Annotated in this window: 17 protein-coding genes; 5 read left to right on the top strand and 12 right to left on the bottom strand. The window is 47.7% G+C overall.

The genetic code is table 11. The features are described from left to right. Nucleotides 1-7: 7 nt before the first annotated feature. From ACJJJB_RS07820 to ACJJJB_RS07805, 4 genes are all read right to left on the bottom strand, one after another. Complete coding sequence (locus ACJJJB_RS07820; protein ID WP_020415376.1) at nucleotides 8-439, bottom strand: GFA family protein; 432 nt, start codon at nucleotides 437-439, stop codon at nucleotides 8-10. Between the two features lie 224 nt (nucleotides 440-663). Next, nucleotides 664-1,089 (bottom strand): MAPEG family protein, encoded by a 426-nt coding sequence (locus ACJJJB_RS07815; RefSeq protein WP_444946850.1) that lies wholly within the window; start codon nucleotides 1,087-1,089, stop codon nucleotides 664-666. Nucleotides 1,090-1,328: 239 nt separating this feature from the next. Continuing rightward, nucleotides 1,329-1,631: a DUF1330 domain-containing protein gene (locus ACJJJB_RS07810; RefSeq protein WP_353375403.1), complete on the bottom strand. Its 303-nt coding sequence runs from the start codon at nucleotides 1,629-1,631 to the stop codon at nucleotides 1,329-1,331. A gap of 64 nt (nucleotides 1,632-1,695) precedes the next feature. Next, on the bottom strand, nucleotides 1,696-2,547 hold the full coding sequence (locus ACJJJB_RS07805; protein WP_040629505.1) for a S1 family peptidase: 852 nt from the start codon (nucleotides 2,545-2,547) through the stop codon (nucleotides 1,696-1,698). A gap of 801 nt (nucleotides 2,548-3,348) precedes the next feature. Between ACJJJB_RS07805 and ACJJJB_RS07800 the strand changes: the two genes are divergently transcribed. From ACJJJB_RS07800 to ACJJJB_RS07790, 3 genes are all read left to right on the top strand, one after another. After that, nucleotides 3,349-3,732 carry a helix-turn-helix transcriptional regulator gene (locus ACJJJB_RS07800; protein WP_445366001.1) on the top strand — a complete coding sequence of 128 codons (384 nt, stop codon included), beginning with the start codon at nucleotides 3,349-3,351 and terminating at the stop codon, nucleotides 3,730-3,732. Then, nucleotides 3,726-5,024, top strand: coding sequence for a type II toxin-antitoxin system HipA family toxin (locus ACJJJB_RS07795; RefSeq protein WP_445366000.1), 1,299 nt, complete (start codon nucleotides 3,726-3,728; stop codon nucleotides 5,022-5,024). Before ACJJJB_RS07800 ends, ACJJJB_RS07795 begins: the two co-directional genes overlap by 7 nt. 177 nt (nucleotides 5,025-5,201) lie before the next feature. Continuing rightward, nucleotides 5,202-6,437 carry an MFS transporter gene (locus ACJJJB_RS07790; protein ID WP_445365999.1) on the top strand — a complete coding sequence of 412 codons (1,236 nt, stop codon included), beginning with the start codon at nucleotides 5,202-5,204 and terminating at the stop codon, nucleotides 6,435-6,437. Between the two features lie 160 nt (nucleotides 6,438-6,597). On the opposite strand, the gene ACJJJB_RS07785 is transcribed toward ACJJJB_RS07790, so the two are convergent. The 3 genes from ACJJJB_RS07785 to ACJJJB_RS07775 form a co-directional block, all read right to left on the bottom strand. Beyond that, nucleotides 6,598-10,197, bottom strand: a complete 3,600-nt coding sequence (locus ACJJJB_RS07785) for an amino acid adenylation domain-containing protein (protein ID WP_445365998.1) — start codon at nucleotides 10,195-10,197, stop codon at nucleotides 6,598-6,600. A gap of 676 nt (nucleotides 10,198-10,873) precedes the next feature. Then, on the bottom strand, nucleotides 10,874-11,524 hold the full coding sequence (locus tag ACJJJB_RS07780; RefSeq protein WP_445365997.1) for an MOSC domain-containing protein: 651 nt from the start codon (nucleotides 11,522-11,524) through the stop codon (nucleotides 10,874-10,876). Between the two features lie 285 nt (nucleotides 11,525-11,809). Continuing rightward, nucleotides 11,810-13,450: an acetolactate synthase large subunit gene (locus tag ACJJJB_RS07775; RefSeq protein ID WP_282950633.1), complete on the bottom strand. Its 1,641-nt coding sequence runs from the start codon at nucleotides 13,448-13,450 to the stop codon at nucleotides 11,810-11,812. Between the two features lie 324 nt (nucleotides 13,451-13,774). Between ACJJJB_RS07775 and ACJJJB_RS07770 the strand changes: the two genes are divergently transcribed. Continuing rightward, nucleotides 13,775-15,664, top strand: coding sequence for a potassium transporter Kup (locus ACJJJB_RS07770; protein WP_020415364.1), 1,890 nt, complete (start codon nucleotides 13,775-13,777; stop codon nucleotides 15,662-15,664). A gap of 298 nt (nucleotides 15,665-15,962) precedes the next feature. Then, nucleotides 15,963-16,646, top strand: a complete 684-nt coding sequence (locus ACJJJB_RS07765) for a VOC family protein (RefSeq protein WP_444946855.1) — start codon at nucleotides 15,963-15,965, stop codon at nucleotides 16,644-16,646. Nucleotides 16,647-16,745: 99 nt separating this feature from the next. On the opposite strand, the gene ACJJJB_RS07760 is transcribed toward ACJJJB_RS07765, so the two are convergent. From ACJJJB_RS07760 to ACJJJB_RS07740, 5 genes are all read right to left on the bottom strand, one after another. Next, on the bottom strand, nucleotides 16,746-18,890 hold the full coding sequence (locus ACJJJB_RS07760) for a TonB-dependent receptor (protein WP_444946856.1): 2,145 nt from the start codon (nucleotides 18,888-18,890) through the stop codon (nucleotides 16,746-16,748). Between the two features lie 31 nt (nucleotides 18,891-18,921). Continuing rightward, nucleotides 18,922-22,332, bottom strand: a complete 3,411-nt coding sequence (locus tag ACJJJB_RS07755; protein ID WP_444946857.1) for an ABC transporter permease — start codon at nucleotides 22,330-22,332, stop codon at nucleotides 18,922-18,924. Continuing rightward, complete coding sequence (locus ACJJJB_RS07750) at nucleotides 22,329-23,216, bottom strand: ABC transporter ATP-binding protein (RefSeq protein WP_444944300.1); 888 nt, start codon at nucleotides 23,214-23,216, stop codon at nucleotides 22,329-22,331. Before ACJJJB_RS07750 ends, ACJJJB_RS07755 begins: the two co-directional genes overlap by 4 nt. Before the next feature lie 76 nt (nucleotides 23,217-23,292). Beyond that, nucleotides 23,293-24,399 (bottom strand): Gfo/Idh/MocA family oxidoreductase, encoded by a 1,107-nt coding sequence (locus ACJJJB_RS07745; protein ID WP_444946858.1) that lies wholly within the window; start codon nucleotides 24,397-24,399, stop codon nucleotides 23,293-23,295. Beyond that, nucleotides 24,389-26,680 (bottom strand): class I SAM-dependent methyltransferase, encoded by a 2,292-nt coding sequence (locus ACJJJB_RS07740; RefSeq protein WP_445365996.1) that lies wholly within the window; start codon nucleotides 26,678-26,680, stop codon nucleotides 24,389-24,391. Before ACJJJB_RS07740 ends, ACJJJB_RS07745 begins: the two co-directional genes overlap by 11 nt. Nucleotides 26,681-26,684 lie beyond the last annotated feature (4 nt).

The following is a 26,684-nucleotide window of genomic DNA, read 5'->3' as shown; positions in this document are numbered from 1 at the left end:
TATCTGCCTACTTATAGTCGTTAACTAATTGGCCATTTGATGACTGTTGAAACTGAGGATGTTTATCCTCAATATCGTAAAAATCAGACTTTTCGCTGACAAATATATGCCCCATGGTTTTCAACCCGGTCGGGCCATCCAGTGATCCAGCAATAATTCCAGTTGCATCAAGCTCATACGGCTCCCAAAAAAGCCCTGAGCCACACTCCCGGCAAAACCCCCTGCGAGCAATGTCTGATGTTTTATACCAAGCTAACCCGTCATCTTTTGTTATCTTAATATTAACTTTGCGAGCTTTTGTGTGGGGACCAAAGTTTCCATGTAGCTTTTGACACATATTACAATGACAGTTTACTACGTTTCGCAGCGGCCCTTTCACCTCGTATCGTACAGCTCCACATAAACAACCACCGACTGAAATTGCATTATCATCGATCATATAATTTACCTGTATATATTTAGCACCACAGTTAACCGGAAAAATTCAATTAAGTATATCCTTTGACACTATTTACCACTTCATTGGTTAAAATGGTTTATCCAAAGTGTAAGCACAACCCAAATAGATCGTTTTATATACAACCAGAAAAAATAATGACCTAACGGAAGCGGCAAACGGCTTTAGTAAAAGGGTTGTTCAAATCACCTATTTTTCTTTTCCCTTTAGAATGCTATTTTTGCCGCGCTGAAAGCTAAAATGAATAACGGAATATTGGATAAAAAGAAAATAACAAAACGAATTTCAATCTTATTCCACAAGACCTGGACAAGACTATGAAGTATCCGCAATCCAACATACAGCCAAGAAGCAATAACATTCACCTCTGTAGCTCCATCAAGGAAAGTTAGAGAAAGCACAATGGCATAGAAGACAGTAGGCTGCTCCAGTAGATGATTGTAATTATCCGCTTTCCAGCGAACTCTTGGCGGAAGTTTCGACATTTGAGTGCCAGCTGGTGCCTCGGGATCTAACTTCATTTTCATAGCGGCAATAGCTGGCAATCTCGTAGCGTACATCCATAGCCACATTACCAGAGACCAAATCACTAGCGCTATTATCGGCTGAATTAACTGAATATTTGCTTCCATGATCTCTCCGGCCATCCTCTAATTCACAAATTTATCATTTACTTAATAACAACATTACTAAACAAACACCAAAATTGTATGGCACTATTCCAACCAGAACAATTACTAGTTATCCGCATCTCCAGCTTGCTGGTCTATTTATCCATTGAAGACCAACTCTCTTATATTGCTAATCCTTTAATCATTAATATACTGAGCTATACCAAGTGTTGCGAGGTAAAATTAATTATTTTGCTCTTTTAAATATGCTTCTCATAACCGGCTATAATCGTAGTGCTCTGCACTGATAACTCGAAGTACTTTTCCTTTATAGTTCGGTATTCAGGGTCGGAGAAGAATTTGCTCATCATCTCTTCAGTTGGAAACCTGATCGTAAATACGCGATTAATCTCCAAACTGCTTTCAGACTTCAACACCTCTGACACCCTGAAATCATATCCAAATGAGCCATCATACGCTTCTAATATAGGCGTCATCGCATCGCGATACGCTTGGTAAATATCATCATTACTTACTTCCAGGCCTACTAACATCTCATACATTATACTTACTCCAAATCTAACCTCAGATCACCGTCAGGCCTTTTCCCATTATCATAGGAACCAATCATTTATCTTCGGCCGACTCTAAACTCCGCTCCTGCTCATCGGCAGATATAGTACTATCGATCCAGTCTATATAGTGAGAGATGCGAACGTTATTTCCTCTATCGCCATAACGCCCACCGTGATACGTGCGCAAATCCCTGTTGCTGGAAACCCAAGCAACAAGACCAGCAAGCTGCCATCCTTGTTCTTCCTCGATAAGAACCGGGCTGCCACTATCGCCATTGCCAGCCATACCCTCAAGTGAAACAGCAGATGCTGGCGAATCAAATGTGTAGGAAATCCAGCGCATATCAACACTGGAGATAACATTGAAGGCTCTACGCAAAGAAGTTCGATGTGGGCTATTGGGTTTTGGCCCCTCTTTACCATTACCCGTGCTTCCCTTGCCGATTAACTGGATAGTCTTACCAAGTTCGTCATTGCCACGATAGAGAGGGATTGGCTCCACATCATTGATTGGCTCTTCCAACTTGATTAACGCAATATCATCTGACATTGCGAGGAATTCCTGTAACTTAATGCCTTCACCTGTAGCTAATGCCTCTTTGATAAGGGCTTCGGGTAGCATTTTGTGCCCAGAATGAACGAATACGGACGCAATTTTACGCGGCCGGCTATTAATATTGATCTCCTTAGGGTGTTTCGAACAGGTCACATGTGCCGCGGTAACAACCCACTGAGGAAAAATCAGGACCCCGTGCCCTTCTCCTGGAAAGTCGGCCAATGCTGGCAGTATTGAGGTGGGTACTTGGTAATTCTCATCTTCAATATCATCACGGATAACAATGGCACTGACAGTGGATGACAGGGAAAACAAAACTAAAAAAATGTATTCCTGTACGTACTTCATTTTTTTCACATCCATATTTTCTACTTCGTCTCTATCAAGGCGGCTATTAAGCTTACTCGAAGACTCACTCTTTTCCCTAAATTTTTATAACCAACTCCACTTGACTGGGAACCCACCATACTTAGTACAAATTGTTCACAAGTTGATATATAAAAATAACTATCTATTTAGTATCTTCTAAGCTATTCATAGCCTTGGGAACTTCGAATTTTTATACTCGAAGAATATTTTCTTCTACAGATGAATAACATACCCACGAATAATATTGGCTTCTAAGTTAAAAATTAAATATTTATTTATCGATACATATTGCCTGGCTGACTCCAGATTGAATTTTCATACGGTGCACAAGTACCATCCAGGTCAGGTTATAGTTAAACCCTCTAAGCTTAAACGCTTCTTAGGAAGGAGTTGCTGCAGGTGAACAATGCGCGAACAGACTAAGCTCCTTGACATCATTGTTTACGCATCTCGTAAGGCTCAAAGCCCTTTCCAGGATCTACAGCTCTTTTCCTCCTGAAGTAGCCCCAAGCACCTTCACCTGCACGAGGATCTTCGGAGGACCATAGATTGAGGCTGCCCCGACTTTTAATTATGAACATAGGTATCGAGATCGATTTTACCCCTGGCATTGACCTTTACCCTGAATAAAAGCCGCTTTTCCACCTATAATTTAATTTTAAGCTAGTTAAAAGGTGGATTTTTAACTACTAATAGCATATAACTTTAACTTGTGTTAATAGATCAAAAAGCAGCTATTAAACAGCTGATTAGTAACTTACAGATGGAATAACAGCTACAATGGCCTTCCACGGACAGTCTGATAAACAGATACTCTATACGCTGGGCAACAGGCTCAAAGAGTACCGCTTGCGGATGAACCTCACCCAGGATGATATGGCTGAGCGTGCCGGCTTATCTACCTCCACCATCAAAGGGTTAGAGGCTGGTCGCGGCAGGCTCGACAGCCTGGTTGCGGCACTGAGAGTGCTTCGACGGCTGGATGCACTGGAAGCTTTCCTCCCAGCTCCAACTGTTAGTCCCATGCAACTTGCTATGCATGGCAAGCAGCGGCAAAGAGCCAGAGCCTCTGGCGCCACTAAAGCCCTTAAAGAGGGGGCTGATGAAGGCACCCCCAAGACCCCGGCAAGAAACATTAAAAAGAGGGATAAGCCAGAATGGTAAATCGAACAAATACTGCAGTAGTGCATCTGTGGGGGGAAATAGTTGGCGCTGTCCATTGGGACGACAGCGGGTATGGTGCTTTTGAATATGCCCCAGAGTTTTTACAGCGCAGGCTGGATATTGCCCCTATTACCATGCCTATCGAGTCTCCATTAGAACCCTATATGTTCCGCACACTCAATCGGGACACCTTTAAGGGACTGCCGGGGCTACTTGCAGACTGCCTGCCCGACAAATTCGGTAATGCCGTTATTGATGCCTGGCTCGCTCGGCAGGGGCGGACTCCGGAAAGCTTTAACCCCATTGAGCGGCTTTGCTATACCGGTACCCGTGGTATGGGAGCGCTGGAATTTCAGCCCGCGGTGGATGGCAGCTTTAAGGATTCTGTCGATCTCAATATTGAGGAGCTGGTAAAACTAGCTGCAGCCATTACCCACAGGCAAACTGACCTGAACGCCCAACTTGGAAAGAGTGATACCGAGAAATCCGGGGCATTGCTAGACATATTAAGAGTGGGTACCAGCGCTGGAGGCGCCAGAGCAAAAGCGGTGATTGCTATGAATAGCGAGGGGGATATACGTTCGGGCCAAGTTCCCGCGCCGAAAGATTACGACTACTGGCTGCTGAAATTTGATGGTGCCGGGGATCTGGAACTCGGCGCCACCGATGGGTACGGGAGGATTGAGTACGCATACCATCTTATGGCCTTGGAGGCTGGTATTAACATGACAGACTGCCAGCTTCTCGAAGAAAACGGCCGGGCACATTTCATGACGCGGCGCTTCGATCGCGTGAATGGCAAGAAGCTACATATGCAATCTCTCTGCGGCATCGCGCACCTGGATTTCAATATGGCTGGCGCCCACTCTTACGAGCAGGCCTTCAGCGTTATGCGTGAACTCTACTTGCCCAAGAATGAAGCGATTCAGCAATATCGCCGAATGGTATTCAATGTTTTAGCCAGGAACCAAGATGATCACACAAAGAACATTGCATTCCTGATGGGCCCCGAAGGCGAATGGTCTCTGTCGCCCGCATTCGATGTAACCTACGCCCACAATCCGGGGGGCGCGTGGACCAGTCAACATCAGATGAGTATCAATGGTAAGCGCGACAATTTCCAATTAGAAGATTTGCTTGCCGTAGGGAGAGCAATCAGCATCAAGCGGCCAATGGATATTGTTGAAGAGGTAGCAGCAGCCGTGAATAAATGGGCGGGCTTCGCTGAAAGCGCTGGTGTATCCGAAAGCTGGATGATCGAAATCCGCCAAAACCAGCGACAACTCTGCTGATCGATAATCCAGACAGTAAAATACGCAAGGAAGCGCAATTCCACCATACCAACACCCGAAAAAAGCAAAGTAGCAATCGCCCTACCGCTCCAGTAGATACTCCTGTCAAAGCACCCCAACTGCTATCTTGATTCAGTTATTGGAATTGATAACCGAACAAGAAGCGAGGCCCCCATCATGTCTTCAATGTGCCGCTTAGCCCTGCTGGCTGTGGTATTTGTTGACCTAATGGGCCAGGGACTCCTTTTTCCAATTATCAATGAACTGGTTATGTCGACAAAATTCCAGTTCTTACCTACAGATACGCCCCAGGCGACACGGCATCTATATTATGGCGTCGTTATCTGTAGTTTCTTTCTGGCTTGGTTTGTCGGCTCTGTGTATATCGCAAAGCTATCCGATAGTATTGGGCGCAAGAATGCTATGGTGCTATGCCTGATAGGTGCTCTTGTTGGTTATGCAATAACTATCCTCTCTCTGGTTAACAGCAGCCTCTGGCTCCTGATCCTGGGGCGAGTGGTCAGCGGATTCACTGCAGGCAACCAGCCTATAGCGCAGGCGGCAATGATTGATGCCAGCAAGACAGAACTGGAAGCCTCCAGGAACCTGGGTCTTCTAGTGGCCGGCATGAGTGCCGGCGCGGTTGCCGGCCCTATCATGGCTGGCTTGTTGGCAGATAGAGAACTACTGGGGAATATCGCCAGCATTCAACTGCCCTTCTACTTTGCGCTAGTGCTTGTCGCCGTCACCCTATGCCTAATCTTGCTCTTCTTCCATGACAGCCGAAAGGCGCCGATGCAGCTTAAGCTGCGATTCCTGGATCTCTTTACACAGTTCATACATTTAAAAGACCGCCCAGGGGTAATCAGGCTTTGCCCCGCCTACCTCTGCTTTATGCTGGTACACCTCAGCTTTTATATCTTTATCGCCAATTACTTGAGTAGCCGGTTCCAGGCAGGCTTGCTGATGACCAGCATGGCCATGCTGACTATGGGCATTGCTGTGGCGATATCCAGCCTGTTTATGGTTAAGCCAGTCTTATCACGCTGGAGCAAGCCATTGGTTATCAAATTATCTGCCTTGGTTATGGGAGGCAGCGCTTTAGTCTTTGCATTCAGTAATCAAATTTGGCTTTGTTACTTGAGCATTTTCTTTGCCTATCTCTGCTTTGGGCTCGCCTACCCCGCCCTCTTGAAGACATTTGCCAATAGCGTCGATGAAACTGAACAGGGCTGGGTAATGGGAATAGCCACCGCGGGCTTTACGCTGGTAGCAAGTCTGATTTCCCTGGTCGGTGGGGGAGCGATGGAATTGAATATTCGATTGCCATTTTTTATCACTGCTGCCGCAGCAATATTGGTCCTGTTACTAATTCAGCTGGGTTGGCAAAACTTAGCCAGAGTGGAGAAGTGAGAAATCAGTAACTTACGTCTCATGAAAGCTTCCTCAAGAGTGAGATGTCAAAGCTACAACTGCACCTGGAGCCATATGGGGCATGGATGCCAATAACGCATCCAAAAGAGGCCCCGCAGTATTTGCTAGGGCCAATCATCCAGATTAATTTTCGACTCAACTAGCAGACAACTTGCTCATGAGGCAGCCGGCTAGCTGCTGACTCGTTTGAACCCCGCCGCAGATCAACCATGCGCGCGATAAACCAAATAAATGCCTCCACCTGACCATTTAAAACACAACTCCCTGCACAGATGCTTTTCAGTAACCCTTGTACATCGGAGGAGTGCAAGGCGGAAACTGCATCGCTACTTTTTAGGAGCATTGAGCAGGAAGGCAGGCCGGATATTTTATGATCACTTAAGGTCACATTTCCGTCGTAGTACAAAATCCTTACCGGCTCAGACTGGTCAGTGACACTTACAGACATAGCCAGGTTTGGAGTTGGGGCTGAGCCTCCTGCTAATGATCGTTTAAGATAGCTGGAGAAATTATTCGCCCAATCTTCCACTTCGGACTGCGCTATGCTCGGGTCCATAGCTTTTTCTTTTGTGGCAACCAATAAGTTATCAACTTCCCGCTCCGCCTCGATCAGGGCTTCAACGGTCTTGTCCACATCCCCTTTCGTATGAGCTGCTGAGCAAATAAGCCTGAGCCGGCCACGCCCACTCTCCACTATGGGATAGGTAACCGCCGATGTCTGGACACCGCGTTTATATAACTCCTGCACTATTGCAAACAGCTTATCTTTGTTACTAAAGTGCGGCGTAACAATAGGCCCATCTCCTGTCCCCAGATCATAGCCGGCTTGTTCGAACCGCTGCCGCATATAGCGTGTCGTATCCCAGAGCCGCTCCCGTAAGCCATCATCGGTGCTAAGCCTCCGCAAAGCCGTCAGTGCCGCGGCAATATCTGCAGGGCTGATCGAAGCCTGGAAAATATAAGCTCTTGATGATGACCTCAAAAGATCTACATACTCTTCCTTCGCGGCAATAACGCCACCAAGACTGCCCAGCGCCTTACTGAGCGTCGTCATAATGAAATCCACCTGGTCGGTAACTCCCTGCGCGGCACAAATGCCCGCTCCACGTTCACCATAGAATCCGAAGGAATGCGCCTCATCCACCAAAACGAGCGCATCATATTTCTTTGCTGTACGAACAATTTTGGCTACCGGTGCGGCGCCCTCCCCCATGCTGTATACGCCTTCCAAAACAACGAGGACTGTACGGTATGGGGATACTTCTGACTCAAGCACAGACTCCAGGTCGGCGGCATCATTATGCTTGAATGTCCGGATTGTTGCGCCACAGAGACGGGCACCATCAACAATAGATGCATGGCAAAGCTGGTCTATAACCACCACATCGTCTTCACCAAGAAGACCTGCAACCACTCCAACATTGGCGGTATACCCTGTAGGGAACAAGCATGCACTCGGTTTTCCTACCAGCTCTGCAAACTCAGTCTCGAACTCCAGGTGGAGATCTGTGAGACCTGACGCAGCGGCAGAAGTACCCATCCCAGTGCCAAACTTCGCTACCGCGGAAGCGGCTTCCTCCATAACTTCCTTATCCCGGTTCAGACCAAGATATAGATTGGTTGTCCAGATTATTGCTTCCTGCTCTTCATCATTGTAAACATCACTCACTGTGCCCCGAGTGGCACTACCTGTGCGCAGCACTTTACTGTAAGGGTTTCGGCGCTGGTCGTTCACCATATACATGACTTCTTGCACCAGCTTACTCTTATCCAGTGCAGACCAGGACGGTGCTTTTGCAGCCTGGAAAGTCGGATGGCTAGACTGTATATGCGATTGGAAGCTGGCAAGTGAATCCGATGCTGCACGATTCACTTTTTCATTCGAATCCTTAGCTGAATTATCACTCAAACCACCAAGGATGTGGTTTGCCAGGGCATTTGGGGTTGCGTAAGTCATAATCGCCTGGGAAGCAACCGAACGGCCCAGGTTATTGCTCAAACGCCGAGCCAATTCCAAGGTTGTGAGAGAGTCGAGACCGAGGCCAGAAAAAGATTGTTCCGGTAATACTTCTTCTGGATCTGCAAAATTAAGGAGTACGGCCACCTCTCTTTGAATAATCGACAGTAAAATTGCTTGCTGTTCTGAGCTGGAACCGATCAGGCGTTGCATCAAGTCACTGGTACTGTTCTCAGTATCAACACTTGATCCCAACCCAGCATAGCTCTCCTCTAGTTTCATCAGCTTTTTGCGATCGAGCTTATCGTTGGGTAACACAGGTAATGCTTCTAAGTGCCTCACGATTTGGGGGATCATATATTTCGGAAGCCGCTGCGCCAGGAAATCTTTAACGGCTGTATCTGTTATCGTCTTGTCCCGGCTTACAATGTAGACTGCAAGCATTTTCTGACCAATGCCACCATCTACGGCGGCCGCTGCAGCAGATTCAATACCCGGCATAGTCTCAAGCGTCGACTCTATCTCCTCAAGCTCAATACGGAACCCCCTGACCTTAACCTGCTGATCAACTCTACCAAGAAATTCTATCTCACCATTTTCCGTCCACTGACACAGGTCTCCCGTTCTGTACAAGCGGCGATCCGGGATAAGGTCACTAGATTCCCTCTCGATAAAACGCTCCTTAGTGAGAATTTCATCATATAAGTACCCTCTTGCCAGTTTGCTTCCAGCCAGATACAACTCACCGGCTTCACCCGAAGAAACCGGTTGCATGGACTCATTCAAAATATACGCACGGGAACCTGGCACTGATTTTCCAATCGTAATCGCCTTGATGCCTGGTTCAACTTCGGTAATTGTTGAGTAAACCGTATCCTCAGTAGGGCCATAGGCATTGAACACCCGCAGCCCAGGTTTCAATGAATAAACCTGTTCAACCAGGGATCGCTTTAACGCCTCACCACCAAATACCAGGCACTGAAGCCCCTCGGGTAACTTTTCAGTGGCTAGTAATGTCTGCATTGCCGATGCCACAGATACACAGGTTCTTACTTGATCCGCTGCCGGATGGTTTGGCAAATCAAGTATATTCTTACCCAGTATTACCGTGCCCCCGAGTGACAAGGTGCCAAATATTTCCATTACAGAAGTATCGAAACAGACTGAGGCCCCTGCGAATACTCCCTGGAGTTCCTTCTCACTGAACAACTCACCCATAGAGTGACACATTGCCACAATACACCGATGCTCAACTGCAACACCTTTTGGTTTGCCAGTAGAACCAGAGGTATAGATAACATAGGCCAAGTCATTTGCTGATGGCCTGGCATGACTATCTAAAATCTCCTCCCCTTGGTCGCTCACTTTGTCGAGCCAGATTAACTCACCCACTTCGCGACATAGGTCAGCAGAGCTATCATTATCCACGATAGCCGCCAAAGCACGTGAGTGTTCCAGCATGTAACGAATGCGACCTTGAGGGTAAGCGGGGTCTAAAGGTACATAGGCACACCCCGCTCGCATTACGCCAATTAAAGTTGCCACAAGCTCCCAGGAGCGGCTCATGCAAACCCCGACCAAAGATCCGGGCTTAATACCACGAATCTCAAGTTCAGCTGAGATCGCACTGGCCCGTTGAAGCAGACGCTTAAAACTCACACTGGCTCTCCCATCGATAATGGCTAATCGATCAGGGGCCTCCAGCATTTGCTGTGCGATCAAACTGCAGACTGAAATATCGGTTTGGGGCTGTATTTTGGAATTTTTAACTGGACTACTCACAGAATCTTACCTTTATATCTTTATTAAATATCTGGAAATTAACTTTCAATTCAATTTAATGTCTTTCAAATTTGGTCATAAATTTCCTAATTTTTAGAAACACCTCCTCTAAACCCAAATCCACAAACTAAAGGGTAATAATTAATTAAAAATCACGAATGACGTATCGCACAAAGTGATACAAACACCATTATTAAGTGAAATCTACTGTTCTTGCGCCATAGTTTTATCTTTTAATCAAGCAAGCTGGAATAACTCTGCAGTGAAAATAAGGAATATATAGGCAAAAGGGCTTTAGGCTAAATTTCTGATTGATCATTGAACTAAATATTACCAGCTCAACCATTTACAACACCTTCTTCACACAGCCTAACTGTAATAATTTTCTATTTATTTTTTATGTCGATATGAAAAAAGTTACACGGTTCCTACTGCTGTGGAAAGATCCCTTTACAATCTTTCACGATCCACTTGGCCATACCTCAAGCCTAATTAGCCATATTACCCAGGGAACTTATTTAAAAAATTGCAACTAATGATGCGATATAGGAAAGGAAAACCTGCAACAGTTAGATAAGCAAGTCTCCTGGTAAAGCAAGTAAAAATACTGCTGCAAAGCGGCTGCCGGTCCAGGATATTTTACAAGAGGATTATTTAAAAAAATCTGGGCATTGGGCTAACTAACCCGCTTTAAACGTTTTTTCGCTTTTTCTCGCCACTCCTGAGAAAGGGATTGTAATTGAAAAGCAGTTTCAAGAATCTGCTTACTACGCGTATACTCTTTGTCAAATAGAGCCCTAAACACAGACTTTACGCTAATAGAGCCTGTTAACTCCTTTACTTTCCTGAGTTCATCTCCCTGCCCGATATAGCCTTCTTTAAGTACCCTGAAGTATACACCTGTGTTGAAGTACTCTTTGAATAGTTTAACGGCCTTATCACTGTCTAATGCCATATTGAGCTTAAAGCAAGGGATTCTTGGCTGGCTCACCTCCAGAAGGCAATCCCCCACACGAAACCGGTCACCAATAAAAATCTTTTCTTCGATAAGCCCGGTCACCGTTAAATTTTCACCGAAAGCTCCATAAGGTAATTCGCTTCTGTCCAGAATTCCTTTCCAATATTCATAGTGGTTACTGGCAAATGCATAAACGGCCATATCAACGCCGCCGTGATGCTTTAGGTCGGCCTGTTCATCCCCTTCCAGATTGCCTTTACTAACAAGCACTTTACCTTTCACCGGTTTCTTAAAAATACCGGTGGTGACCGGCTCACCTTTGTATTCAACAACCCTCTTCTTGGAAACATTGATGGAAACAATTTTCATAACTTTATTACTGATCGCTCGATTTCATCACCCTAAGGAGTTTCTTCTATCATAATTCTCGGAAACTTGACACTTGGTTTTTTGAAGGTGATTACTTTCCCACTATAACTTCTCTCATATCGAGCCGATGGCAAAGCTCCAGCAATCAGTAGACACCCACTTTTAATCTTGATCAAAAAAATGGGGTAGGAATAACAGGAAAAAGACCAATAGATAGAACGCAAAAGCGGTATAAGAGTGTAAGAAGAGGCTAAAAGTCAACTAGCCCCTCCTGGCGCCCCCATATTACAGCTTGCTGGATAACTCACGAATCTCATGGTTGAGGATGCGATCGTTATGGCTGTAGTCCATAGGAACATCAATCAGATGTACCCCACCCTCTTTACAGCACTTCTCGATCATTGGTTTTAGTTCTCCTGTTGCCTCGATACGATGACCATGAGCACCATAGGAGTGCGCATAGGCAACAAAATCCGGGTTGCCAAAGTCCAGACCGAAATCGCTGAACTCCATCATAGCCTGCTTCCACTTGATCATTCCGTAGGCGTCATCCCGCAAAATCAGTACGATCAGGTCCATCTTTAAACGAACTGCCGTCTCTATTTCCTGGGAGTTCATCATAAAGCCACCGTCACCACAAATTGCGACTACACGACGATCAGGGTTAACCAGTTTGGCTGCCATAGCCGAGGGCAACCCAGCCCCCATAGTGGCCAGCGCATTATCCAGAAGTACCGTGTTTGGGCATCGTGCTGGGTAATTACGAGCAAACCAGATTTTGAACATGCCATTATCAAGGGCAATGATGCCCTTCTCTGGCATTACTTCCCGCACATCCCTGACCAATCGCTGCGGGCGGATTGGGAAGGTGTCAATCTTGGAAGCTTCATCAATCTGCTTTAACAATGCAGCGCGAATACGGTGGGCATCGGTAAAGCTCCAGTGTTCCTGTGGCTTCAGATGCTCAGTTAATTGCCAAAGGCTGTTGGCAATGTCCCCTATAACCTCGATTTGGGGGAAGTAAACCGGATCTACCTGGGCAGAGTTGAAGTTGATATGTACAACTTCCGCTCCCCCAGGACGCATAAAGAATGGCGGTTTTTCTACTACATCGTGACCTACGTTGATAATCAAGTCTGCCTGCTCAATCGCCCGATGTACAAAATCTCCATCAGATAACGCCGTATTACCAATAAAGTGTGGGCCGGATTCATCAATGACCCCCTTACCCATTTGTGTTGTTACCGCAGGAATCCCCAGCTTATCGACGAACTTACGCAACATCTTTGCCGTGAGCTTTCGATTTGCACCGGCACCAATTAACAATAACGGCTTGCGTGATCCTGAGATAGCTTCTGCAGCATGGCGTATAGCTTTCTCTTCAGCGATGGGCCTGCGGGTATAGCTTGCTTCCAGCACTGGCATTGTGGAGTGCTCACGAGCTATATCTTCAGGAATTTCAAGGTGTGTTGCTCCTGGACGCTCTTCTTCTGAACGCCTGAATGCCTCCCTGACATAAGATGGCACATAGTCCCCACCAACGATCGTTTTGGTGTACTTGGTGAGCGGACGCATCATATCCACGATATTGATAATCTGGAATTGGCCTTGCTTGGAACTCTTAATGGGTTTTTGGCCAGTGACAAGTACCATTGGCATGCCACCCAACTGGGCATAGGCCGCTGCCGTCACCAAGTTTGTAGCGCCTGGCCCTAAAGTCGCCAAACACACGCCCGATCTACCGGTCAGACGACCATATGTAGCAGCCATAAATCCGGCACCCTGCTCGTGACGGGTTAGAACCAGCTTGATCTTGGAGCCACGTAAAGACTCGAGTACATCCAGGTTCTCCTCCCCGGGGATACCGAAAATATATTCGACGCCTTCAGCCTCCAGGGCATGAATAAATAGATCGGATGCTTTCATTGATACGGCTCCTATGATCGCTGGCACTTTTGCCAGCACTTACTTGGATGACGCCAAAGGATGTGGGGCACCAGATGCTCCTGACCTACAACATGACTGCCAGTATTTTTCTAAATCAGAACTGCCAGTGAGCGACGAAAATCTCCAAATTAAATTGGCTTCAAAATAATCATCTTCTTAGGATCCCAATAGCGGACCAGGCCGCTCGGTCTACATGGTTTCTAACATCAGGGCAAAGGAATGAACTATTAATAACGGGAGTCCTTTCCATCAATACATTGTTGATCCCTGCCTCTGTATGACACCGGATTGTAAGAGTTGCAAATGAAAAAGCGCTCGGAAGGCGTAAAAAAGCACTGGGTGCTTTCCCTTGCTGCTCTTGGCGTAGTTTTCGGTGATATTGGCACTAGCCCTCTTTATGCCTTTAAGCTGATCTTCCACCAAAGACATGGTATTCCACTTACCCATGAGAATATCATTGGAGGCGTTTCGGCAGTTTTTTGGGCTCTAGTGATTATTGTCACTGTCAAATACGTCATCCTGGTGATGCGCCTGGACAATCGTGGTGAAGGCGGGATTATGGCGCTTTTGACGCTTGCTCTTTCCTCAATACAAGATCGGAGGTATCTACGGAAGTTCGTTATTTTGGCTGGCCTTTGTGGCGCTGCACTATTCTTTGGTGACGCCGTTTTAACTCCAGCGATCTCCGTCCTTTCTGCAATAGAGGGCCTTGAGATTGGTGGAGATATTTTTAAGCCGATGGTTTTACCTATTGCGATTGGAATTCTACTGGGACTCTTCTTTCTACAGCGATTTGGAACAGAGACCGTCGGAAAACTATTTGGCCCCATTACCGCTCTTTGGTTTCTGTCTTTATTAACTATCGGTATCACCTGGGTCGTGCAAAAACCCGAAATAATTCATGCGTTAAACCCAATCCATGCTTTCAAATTCCTTACCGGGCACGGTATAGCCTCATTTTGGATTCTTGGAGCTGTACTGCTGGTATTCACCGGTGGTGAGGCACTCTACACCGATATGGGGCACTTTGGTCGCACCCCAGTACGTATCGCGTGGCTAGGGCTGGTCTTCCCGGCTCTGACACTGAACTATATGGGGCAAGGCGCCCTTCTGATGGTAGACCCCTCTTCTTCCGACAACCCATTCTTTCGTATGTACCCGGTCTGGGCGCTTTTCCCGATGATCGCCTTAGCCACTGCAGCCACATGTATCGCATCACAAGCCTGTATTTCCGGTACATTTTCTCTTACCAAGCAGGCAATCCAACTTGGCTTTCTGCCTCGCTTGGCAATACGTTATACATCCTCGGATCTTGCTGGCCAATTTTATATGCCCGGCGTAAATTTTATATTGATGGTTCTGGTAATTATTGTGGTCCTGGGGTTTGGATCTTCGACTAACTTGGCAGGAGCCTATGGTGTCTCTGTCAGTGGTACAATGCTCACTACAACCTGTATTGCGGCCATTGTCTATCGACACCACCTGAAGTACAGCCTGCCTATCTGTATCCTTGGTGCAATTTTCTTTATCCTCATTGATCTATCTTTCTTCACCTCCAATATTGCCAAAATCAGCCATGGCGGATGGTTTTCAATAACCTTAGGAGCCGTAATTGGACTACTGATGACGACATGGCGGGAAGGCAAAAAGGCTATAGAGCGCTATCAAAAAAGCAAAGACTATGAACTCGAGCCATTTTTAACTTCCCTATTTAAAGATCCACCAACCCGTGTTCCTGGTACAGCAGTATTTGTGACCACGAACAAAATTTATACTCCCCATGCCCTAATTTACAATCTTAAGCACAATAAGGTCCTTCACGAAAAATTATTATTTCTCATCGTAACAGTTGCCAACACACCCCTTGTTGCACCACGGAACCGGTTTATCATTAGCAAGCTGAGGGAGGGGTGCTACCGCTTAATTCTTCGGTATGGCTATATGGAGCATCCGGATGTTGAGCGAGCCCTACGGCGATTATACAACACCCATTTATTGGATATCGATCCAAGTAAAGCATCGTTCTTCCTTTGTAGAACAAATATAATCCCAGTAAAACATGGTTACAGTAATATGCCTCCCTGGCGGGAAAGACTATTTTCAGCCATGGTACGTAACTCAAGTAGTGCGATAGCATACTTCCGAATACCGGCAAACCGCACAGTAGAAATGGGGGAGCATATTATGATCTAGATTCGCTATTTTTTCTGTGAGGCTAACAATGCGACCACCTTGTTTCGGCATTTCATTTCACACTTGAACATTAAATCTTAGCCCTCTCTGGAGTACCCATTAAGTAAAACCCTTTTACCGTCAAGTCACTTAGAAATATTATACATATTCCACAACTGGCATCAGTTACCTAACAATAAGAATGCACGATAAATTATTTTCATTATTAATTACCAGAAAATGACGACCCGACCCTTAAATTAGGATTCCCTTGATTGTAATATTACCCCTAAACTAATCCACACAACTAGGCACTATTATGAAAACACGCTGTAGCCATGTTTTACTCTGGGTTAAGGATATTCATCAAGCTGTACAGGATTTTCGCCAGCTTGGTTTTACCGTGGATTACGCCACAAAAGAAAAAAATGCCCAGCATGCGCACATTTGGTTCAGTGAAGGGGCAATTATTGAGTTGTTGACATCTCCATCTAATGCTCGCTATTTCAAATGGCTGATTGATGTCTTTGCTGGCCGGGGCGCGGGACGTAGAATGATACGTTGGTCGCAAGAGGGGGAAGGTTTTTGTGATGTTGCCTTAGTCAGTGACGATTTTGATAATGATCTTTCAGTAATGAACCGTGAAGGGGTTCAAACTGGGCGAGCAATTCCCTGGCGACGCACCAAACCAAACGGACAAAAAACCAGTTTTCGCTTTGTTTATCCTCGCTCTGAGCGACTGCCATTTTTAGTGAGTCCGTACAACCCACCTCAATACCCCCAAAAAACAAATCATAAAAATGGTGCTACTGGCCTGAGTAAAGTGCATATGGAAGTCAGTGAGCAGGACTGGCAGTCTGTGCGACGTTTAACCGATCAAGATTCCATATTTAATATCAAACCCGGGCCTACAACCAAAGTTACGGGTATAGAGGTTAGTGGTCTGAGAGAAAATTTGGACCCGACTCTATTGCATGGGAGTACAATCAACCCAACAAGCTAAGGAGCCTCTGAGCTATTTAGTGGATCAATCTCTACAGAGATTGATCCACTCACCATCAAGATAGATAAAACAGTCGTTAACTAAACTGTCGAAACCTCATTACAGACGGTATAGAACCCCAACTCCCGCACGACGTCCTTTTGCCGGCGCCCCTATTCTGACATCAGGCGCATATGTCGCATTGGTGTAACCATATAACTGATACTGCTCATCCAGCAGGTTATCAGCAAACAGGTAGAGCTCCATAGAGTCCGTTTGCAGTGCAACACGTAAATCTACCTTACTGTAAGCATCCAGGTTAAAATGATTTTGCGCATCTGCCGGGCGCTCATCCACGTGGCGAACAGTCAAATTGGTATTGAGAGCCGGAGCATTTAATCCCATAAAGTCTGATAGTGGCTGATAGTAATTTAATGCCAGGTTAGCACTCCAGCTGGGTACATCGGGCACTTCATTACCCGCCATAACATCACCACCGGAAACGCCGTAAACATCTTTGGTAATTTCTGTATCAAGGAAGCTCAAGCCCCCGGCAATACTAAATCTCTCAGTAATAAACCAATCGGCTTCAATCTCTGCACCAAAGGTCTCCGTATCCGCATTCACCGCAGCTGATGAAGCAGTAACAAGATCAAAACCGAGCAAATGGTCATCTTCCACTACGTTAAAGAATATCGCACCGCTTACATTCAAACTATCTGCTTCACTCTTGATACCGACTTCAATGCTGTCAACTGTTGCCGGCCGGTATGCCAAGCTATCAGCTGATTGAGTAGCAAAGTCATTGAAGCCACCGGACTTATGGCCTCGTGCGACCATTGTGTATAGGTTAGTGGACTCACTCAGAGAGTAGCTGAAAGCCAATCGCCCGGTTGCATAGTTATCATCCAAATCTCTCTGGTCTTGCGAGATGTAGTAATTGCCATCCATACCATAGCTGGCGTATTCACCGGCGTAGTCCTTACTCTCTTGGGTGTAACGTAATCCTGCTGTAAATTTAATGGCTTCAGTTATAGGAAGCGTGGTCTCACCATAAATAGCCTGGCTATCAGTTTCATAATCCCGGTATTGGTTGGCGTAAGAGACCAGATTAACAGAGTCAAAGCTTCTCTCAGTATCGTGTAAGTTGATTCCAATCACCCAGAAAGTCGATGCATCAGATAGCGAGGACAAGCGTAAATCCTGGCTGATCGTCTGCTCATCCTGGCTATCGCCGCGAAGATACTCCATTGGGAAGCCAAAGAAAGCTGTCATAGTCTCCGGGTCAAAACCGGTTAGGTAACTAAAATCCGTGTTGACCAATGCAGTGATAGAAGTCAGTTGAGTATTAGCCCATTGGTGATTGATTTCAGTGGAAAATCGCTCAACGGTTTTTTCATTATCGTCAAAAGCTCCTGGTGTGTGTTCACTGCCAGGGTCATCACCGAAAGGTTGTAATAACTGAAGGTTCAGAAAGCCTTCCTGTTGTTGCTTCTCAGCAATAAATAAGGCTGATGTTTTCGCACCCAAATCCCATTCCAGACTACCTCTGAAAGCCAGGTCTTTGGGTTCAGTCATTGGATCGCCGTTAGTCGTATTCTCAACCCAATGGTCCTCACTGATATGTCGGATGGCTACTCGGCCACGGAGTGATTCAGAGAATGGGCCGCTGATAACAGTTTGATATAAACTCTGGTTATCCTCTCCGAGCTCTACACGTCCGTAAGCTTCAAACTCTTCGGTTGGCTTGTTAGTGGTAATATTAATAGCGCCAGCTTCACTGTTGCGCCCGAATAAGGTCCCTTGAGGACCCTTTAATATTTCCAATCTTTCGATATCCAGAGTCCCAAGTGACACATTTCCCGCAGGCATAGATACGCCATCAAGGTTCACTACAACGGAGCCATCATCCTTATTTACCTGAGTCAGTGAACCAACCCCGCGAATACGGATATTTGCATCCACCGCACCACTGGAAGAGTAAACATCTACTCCAGGTGCACTGCGCAATGCATCTTCAAAATTGAGCAGCAATCGGTTTTTCAAATCCTCTTCGTCAACAACGCTTAGGCTGAAGGGAACATCCTTGGCTCTCTCTTTAGTAAGCCGAGCAGTAACTTCGACGACCTCCATCTCACGGTCGGAAGAACTCTCCTTATCTGTATTTTCAACCGCAGAATAGGCTCCGGAAGCATATAGCAGACTTGCCGATATTAGCGAAATTTGTTTCGCAAGTATTTTCTTATCTAGGTTTAAGCTGAGCATAAATTAAATTTCCTTTCTATTACTTAGGCTATTAATTGATATTCGATACTTCAGAACTCTCAGCCAGTAAATTCTGTGCAGGGTCCCGCTGATAGGAAGGCCAGATATCCAGCGCTAGAACTTTCTCTGAGGGCAGACGTTCGATCAGCGTTTTTCCATTGATGACCTCAGAATCTAACTCATTGATATCGGCTAGCAAACGGTAGCTGGCAGTTTGTGCGACCGGTTGCCATCCACCCTTCTCCCAGCGCCAACGCTGTCCGTCCAAGCGTATTTGACCGGACTCCAGGTACTCGACCGTCAGAGCTGATGAAAGAGGAGCCCCGAGCATATTTTGTGTCCGTAACGCACCGACATAAGCGCTCAGTACATTCTCAATATTTCTCTGCTGCTTGATGTCATCGAGTAACGCGGACAGGGACTCTGGAGATTGCAGAAGTGTCCATTCCAGTGCGGCCACCGGCGCATAGTAGCGAGTCCAACCGGAAATAGGTGCGGTGCTCAAGCGCTCAACAGGTACCTCACTTCCAGCCAAGTCTCTAGTCGTCTTATCGGAGTATCGAACCAGCACATCATCAAGCACTTCGATGCCGTCGATTTCCGCTACACACAGCAGGCCAATCGCTCCAGAAACTCCATCGCTGAGCCACGCGGAGCCGGCAATACGCCGTAAGTCCGAACTTTCAAGTAAATGCTGGCGGGCCAAGGCTCGGGCGATATCGACCCGTCGCAGCCAGCGCCCTGTACCTTCATCGGCGATATCCCAATGAGGCCCCTCGGACAGTTGCAGCAAATTACCGCTGGCCCGTGTCTCTCCAAGTCCTCTCGGCCATTGGGCAATCCGTTTAATTTCGATATCAGTACCCAGCCGCTGGCTGACACAGGCCTGCATCTGGCCAACGTCTTTAGCAATGGCGGAAACCATATTTGAGCGATCGGAATCATAGGAAATATCAAACCCATCGAATACCGCTAGTTTCGTATTGGGTGCCCATTGAATGGAGAAATCCAAGGGGCCATGGGTGCTGCCCTGCTCACTAAAGACATTTTTATTATCTCTTTGGATTTGGATCTGCCAGCGCCAGTCCCCCGATGGGGCCGCGCCCTCAAGGGTTGCGGCCAGCTGTGCGGTTGGCAGCGTAAACTCACGGCTTAAACTCAGTGCTTCGCGCTCTGCTGGCACCCGCAAAATACGCTCGGGGTCAACACCGATACGCGGAACAATATCGCTCGCTTGTAACCAGACTCCACTGGCAGTCAGCCCTGAGGGTTCTCCCTCTGCGGACCAACCCGGCGCCTTCATTTGCCACAACAGTTTGATATTACAACTCTGATCAGAGCAGCCTGATACTGGCAGCGACATATGGTCGTAACGTTGATCCGGTGTGACTTCACGCCCGCCCACTAAGGCCTTAACCAATACAAATCCGTGGGGTAATTCAAACTGCAAGCCCTGCCCTTCGACATAGACTTTATGCAATAACCACTCACCTTCTAGTATTTGGTTATCCGGGTCGATATTGATATTCAGTTCACCACCGGACACCCCAAACCCACTCGCTTTCGGCAGCCAGTAAGATTCCCAGAGGGCATCTTCTTGTTTGAGTTGCTCTGGTGATTGATACCCGCCCTGCACTACCAGCTTATCTTCCAATACAGAACCGAGACCGAGAAGAAATAAAGCAGAACAAGCCACCAGGGCACCCTGAGGAGCCATAAGGCGTGAACGTATCAAGGCAAAACCTTGAGACATGCGGCTATCCAGTCCACGGGGAATCAGAAGAGCAGCCAGGCCGATCATCAATAGGGCAAGCGCAACTTTAAATCCGTCCAAGGCCAATAAATAACCGATCCAGGGTTCCCAACCACTGAGTGCTGACAGTTGAATATGAGCAGTGATACCCACTTCATAGGGCGGGTAATGCACCAGCTCCAGCTCATGATTGAGGACCAGAATAAAGGTCACAAACATTGACATGGAATAGGCAAAGCCCGCATGGCGGAACAATGCATGCACCAAAAGCACCATCATCGACAACTCCAATAAAGGAGCTGTCACTATCAGCAATTGATAAGTGAACGCCTGTACGATATCGACAGATGCCGGAGCGGTGAGAAGCACAGCAATAATGCCCGATAGACCCGGCAACAGGGCCAACAGCACCGTCATGGCGAATACGGTAAGGGCAACGCCAAATAATCGTGTGTAGTCGGGCGCGGGGGTTGCAGACAGCATGTCGTCAAACCCAGGCACTTGATCCCTGCGGCACACCAAGCCAGTCAATGCGGCGATTACAAAAGCAATAACCAGGAAAATAACATCCTTGAGAAGCGGCAATAGCATTTCCAAGCGCGGTGCCATAGGCCCTTCAGCGTGCCAGATGATCTGGGTAAACGAGCTAGCCACCCCCATTATTACCAGGACCGCAACACCGACCCACCAAGCGCGACTACTCCATACGTGAAATAATCTCCAGCGGGCTTCCAGCATGAGTTGACGCAGGGAGCGGCCAACCGATGCGGTATCGGGCTTAGATGGAGAGAAATCTTTAACCTTGCGAGTGGCTGCCTTTTTAGCGGCCTTAGCCCGGGCAGGTTTGGCAGCCCCTTCCAGTACCAGTGTTTCCCTTCGCAAGTATTTCAGGCAAGCCGCCAAGGCAAGCAAAGGAACAAGACACCATAGAATTCGATTCAGTACCGAACCCAAAGTAAACGGCAGTAGCGAGGTTGATTTTTGCAGAGGAGTCCAGGAAGTAACCTCCGTATAAACGAAAGTAAATAGCGAGGGGTCCATTACCGCAGCCAGCTGCGGATTAATATTGCCACCCCGAAGAACGATCACAGCAAACATCCACAACATCATTAAAGCCGCTGCGAGTCCAAAAGGACCGGCCAGGCTGCGGGTTCGCAGCGTAGCGACAAAATACAGAGCGCCAATACCGATGCTCGCGGGAATCTGTAACCAGATCCATGCAAATCCAAGGGCTTTCCAGGGCGCTGGGCCAATCGCTGTTTCGGGCAGCAAGCCCATCCACACCAATACCGGCGAGACCAAAAACCCTACCAGCGCAGATGCACTTAATATGGCTCCTATTACCGCAGCGCCAAGAAACCGCCCCCAAAGCATTACGCTCAGGGAATTCGGTGTTGTGTAAATGACTTCGTGCAAACTGGCTTTGCGATCGCGCAGAATCGGTTGTGAAAATACCCAGGCCCAGGCAAAAAACTGAAAGAACATACATCCCGCACCCATCAGGTAAATGAGTGACGGTGAGTTCCGGGGAATATCTGTGGCCCCCATTTTCTGCATATAGTCGGCATTGACCAAATTCAGAAGCAGGTAGATCACCAGCCCCCAGAAGGCCAAAGCCACGATGCCGCTGCTAAATCCAGCTCTTATCTCCAGCTTTGCCTCATGGGCAATAAGCGCCAGCTTGTTCATGCAGCCTCCCGCTGGTCTTTTACCTGCTCAATAGCCAGATGATAAATATCTTCCAGGCGAGGCGTGTGGGCAGTAAAACGAGAGTCTGCGGGTTTTTCCCCGTGTACGATTACCTGGGTACCATCGGGTCTGGCAATATTGTGCAGGGATGCGGGAAGTGATTCGCCACGGGGAATCAGTGCTTGCCACATCTTGCCTATATGAGGGTCTGTTACCTCTGGGGCTGTACCCTCAACAACAATACGCCCAGAAGCCAATATGGCCAGGCGCTGGCACAGGTTTTCGATATCTTCAACAATATGAGTAGAGAGCAATACAATGGCATCCGCCGCGACATCCGCCAAAACACAGTGAAAGCGATTGCGTTCAGCCGGGTCCAGGCCAGCGGTTGGCTCGTCAACGATGATCAGGCGCGGCTCGCCAATCAATGCAATGGCAATACCAAAACGACGCAGCATACCGCCGGAATAGGTTGATACGGCTCGATCGGCTACATCGGCCAAATTGACCTGCTCCAATAGCCTATCCACTTCATGGCGCCTTGCGCTTGTTTCGGTGAAGCCTTTGAGCCAGGCAAAACGCTCCAGCAATGACCGCGCTGCAATTCCAGGATAGGCGCCGATATGTTGCGGCAAATAGCCCAGTTTACTGCGCATAAAGTCCGGGTTTGCCAGCACATCCACACCATCCAGCATGATCCGACCACTGTCCGGGGTTTGCAGGGTAGCCAAGGTACGCATCAAACTACTTTTCCCGGCACCATTAGGCCCAAGTAATCCGTACATGCCGGGGCCAACTTCCAAGTTGACGCCGTTTAACGCCTTCACCCCGTTTTTATATGTCTTAAAGAGCCCTTCGATGATCAACCCTGATTGATTTTGCATCTCTCCTCCTAACCCCGTTTTATAAGTAAAAATTCCGTAATCACTTTTTTTGTGCTGTTCGTGTTTTCTTAAAACTCTAGTCGCAAGCCTGACCGACAATATCCGCGAGTGCCTGAACTGATACCGGCTCCGGTTCCCCTGGCTGGATCAAAGTCGGCATACCGATTCGGGCCGTTAAATCACTCCACGCCATTGAGACACTCAATGCCCATTGACCACTTTGCTTGCGCTTCTCGGGTTGTGCGATATCAGTACAAAGGGAATGCAGAGCCTCAATAACCGCCTCCGGCCAAGTGAGGGCAAAAATATCGTGGTAACTACGCATTTCCGTATCGCCCAGGGTAACCATGCTGGGAACGGCCAGCCGCTCTGTACCCTCGCCCTCTAAAATCAGCCGGCCGGTTTGGTCCCTTGGTGAATGCAACCTGGGATTCCAGAGCACAGGGCCGTGAGTATCAGCCAAAGTCAAAACCCCAGCCTCGCCACCTATAGCAAGCCGATGTAGTAGCAGGGAATGATTATCAGGGTCCTGTGGATGAACCTGATTCTGAATACGCAAAGTCATGGGCACACCACCACAGGTAGCCGACAGACTTTGAAAAGGATGGCCCTCTGGTTGCACCGGCTCGCTAAAAGACCAGGGGCGAAGCCCTCCCACTGCACGACCAATAACATCCAAAAGCGGATAGGCCATCTGGCTGTTGCAAATAGCATCGATCATTTCCAGGCGCTGATGCCGACGCAAGTATTCTGCCGCAGCCAGGAACTGCCTGGTAGGACGCAAATTGGGGTAGAGGGTGTTAACGGCATAGGCCGCATTTCCCTGCTTTGCAGCTAGCAGGTTGGCGGTAATTTCCTTGGTGTGGACCGGATGCTCCTGCAATACATGAATGCCTCGTTTAAGAAACGATTGTGCTATTTCAGAACCCTCGCCCCCGGTTGCACCAGAACGCACAACAACACACACAATATCGATATCATCGGGGACCTGCTCTGCCTCGGTATAGAGCGGTACTCCATATTGCTCGGCACAACTTCGAGAATAGTCACTACCCCGAGCCAATAAACCGGCCAATTCAAAATAATCCCGACCGGGTAATTTAGTGGATGTCAGGGCTTCGAGATAAATACGGCCAAAGCCTGTCCCTGCAACGACAACTCGCTTGCGGTTATCAATTCCCATTTGACTCTCCTCGGTTTTCAGCCATGGACACGGCCCATTTCTCTAATTGGTCCTTATCTATCTGCCCCTCAAGAGTCAAAGGCAATTGGTCCAAAACCTGGATATAAATTTCTGAATCAAAATGATCGATATATTCGGCCAGGCAATCTGCTGACAGTCGCATTTGATGTTGCTTGGCTCTACAGGCAAAGAAGCGATGTCCCTGCCTGGATAGGGGGTGTTCAGATACAGGCAAATCCATAGCCAACTCTAATCCGGCAGCCTCCAGGGCATTGTGCCACTGGGAAAGTGACAGAAATGTTGCACCGGAATCCGTACGTTCGTCGACGGCATCCACCAACATAAACGCCTGTGATGCCATCACCCAGAACTCCTCACTGGTTGGCTCGGTCATAATGAACCAACCTCCCGGGCGCAATAACTCAGCCACTCTTCGCAGTGAGGCATCTGTGTTATGGGCGGCATTAAAAACACCACCGGCAATAATTACGTCGAAGCTATTTGGAGAAAATCCCTGGCTGCGCAACGGACGGTCAATATCAAACAAATCACGGTGTAACCAGGGGCGTTGCTCCTGATCACCATGTTGCGCAAAAAAGCTATCGAGAAAAGCCGAAGATATATCCGTGAACTGGTAATCAAACTGAATATGGTCACTGGCATCGTCCAACACGGGTAAGAGAGCCTGGGTTGTCGCGCCAGTGCCTGCACCAACCTCTAAAATTTTCAGGGGCTGTGGCTGCTCTTCCCAGCTATTTAAAATGGACTTCAATAAAGCACTGACTGCATGCTGTTGATACCTGGCAGCTATACCCTCCCGGTAAAGCGCACTCGCCAACTCAGTGCTACCACGGGGGAACAGCAGGTGCACAGCCTGGACTTTGCCTCGAATCAGATCTGGTAATTGCTCCGCATTAGCGCGGGCGTAATCGATCGTTTTGCTAGCTCCAGAGAGTGCTCGCCAATCCTGTTCCAATTGATCCCAGGCCTGGGCAAGAGAGGTATCACTGTAGCTATCTGAATCAACCTCGACACGCCAGCTGTCACCGTCAGCACTAAGTAACTGTTGCTCTTGCAAAACCCTGATCCAACGTTTAATCAAGGCTTGGTGCTGTTGGGCAACCGGTGGGGTTTCGAGTATCTCTGCCAAACTGTGTACTGAGTGCTGCTCACAAAACAGTCCCAGGTGACTAAAGGCATTCAGCATAGATAGCAAAGCGGTAGCGTTAAGCTGTTCGGTAACCTTTACCGCATGTTCCAAGTCAATATGGGCAAATTCTGTATCCAGCTCGGTATTAATTCCTTCAAATAACCCAGCCATATCGGGCATGCCAGGCTTGTCCCGTATCTTCTCCTGTACCTTAGCTTGTGCAAACACAGCCCAGCGGTCGCCCCCGGTTAAGGGCACAGTGAAAGAGTTGGCGACGGCGGGGTGTGTCGCAACGCTCTCAGTAATGGCCTCAAGCTTTTGGGTTAACGCCTGCTCCGCCTTTGCAACAGGTTCTATACTCGTCTCGCTACAGACCCAACCTGCTATCTCACTGGCTAATAGGCGCCGAGCATTCTGCAACAGGGGTTGTGGCAGCAATACTTCAGTTTCATAGAGCAGACATTGCAGATTTTTCAGGTTTGTCAGGGCAATTGCGGGATGTGCTACCAACCCCTTTAATAAGGTTGCCAGCAGTATTACTCCGCTACACCCCGAGCGCTCCAAAATAACCAGTGCTTTTGCGGGATTGATTTCAGGCGACTGCAAGTAGACAGCAAGCCCACAACTCCATGCCGCAAAAATGGCAAATCGGGCAAATTTATTGAGAGGGGAAAATACCCCTACCCTGCCCTGAAGAGCCCTTAGCGACTCTTGTTGGGATTTATACAGTGTGAAATTTGCTTCAGCGGTGTCAGCCTCTATCATCCCCTTGTCTGTTAACAACAGGGAAAGTTCTTCTTGAACGACTCCCAATAAATCTGGGGTTTGTACTTTAATTGCCAGGGGCTTACCCTCTGCATTAGTCGGGGCTTCAGTTTCAAACCCGATCCCCAACCTTAGCGCCACCAAGTGCAAAAGCAGTCGAACTGCTTCTTCGCAACTATTGGCAGGTAACAGCAGTGCTTTACCTTGCAAAATATCCAGCTGCTCACTCAGGTTTTCTGCCACAGCTTTTGTCCAGGCCAGTACCTGGTTACCACTCCACTTATGGCCATCAAAGGATAATGCCGGTGCTCCCCCCAACTGCTCTAACCCACTTAAGATTTCTGCTGTTATTACCTCGATTTTCATCACA

The sequence above is a fragment of the Microbulbifer variabilis genome (assembly GCF_052468405.1).
Note: the sequence above shows the minus strand (reverse complement) of the source record. Positions and strands in the feature narration are given on the sequence as shown.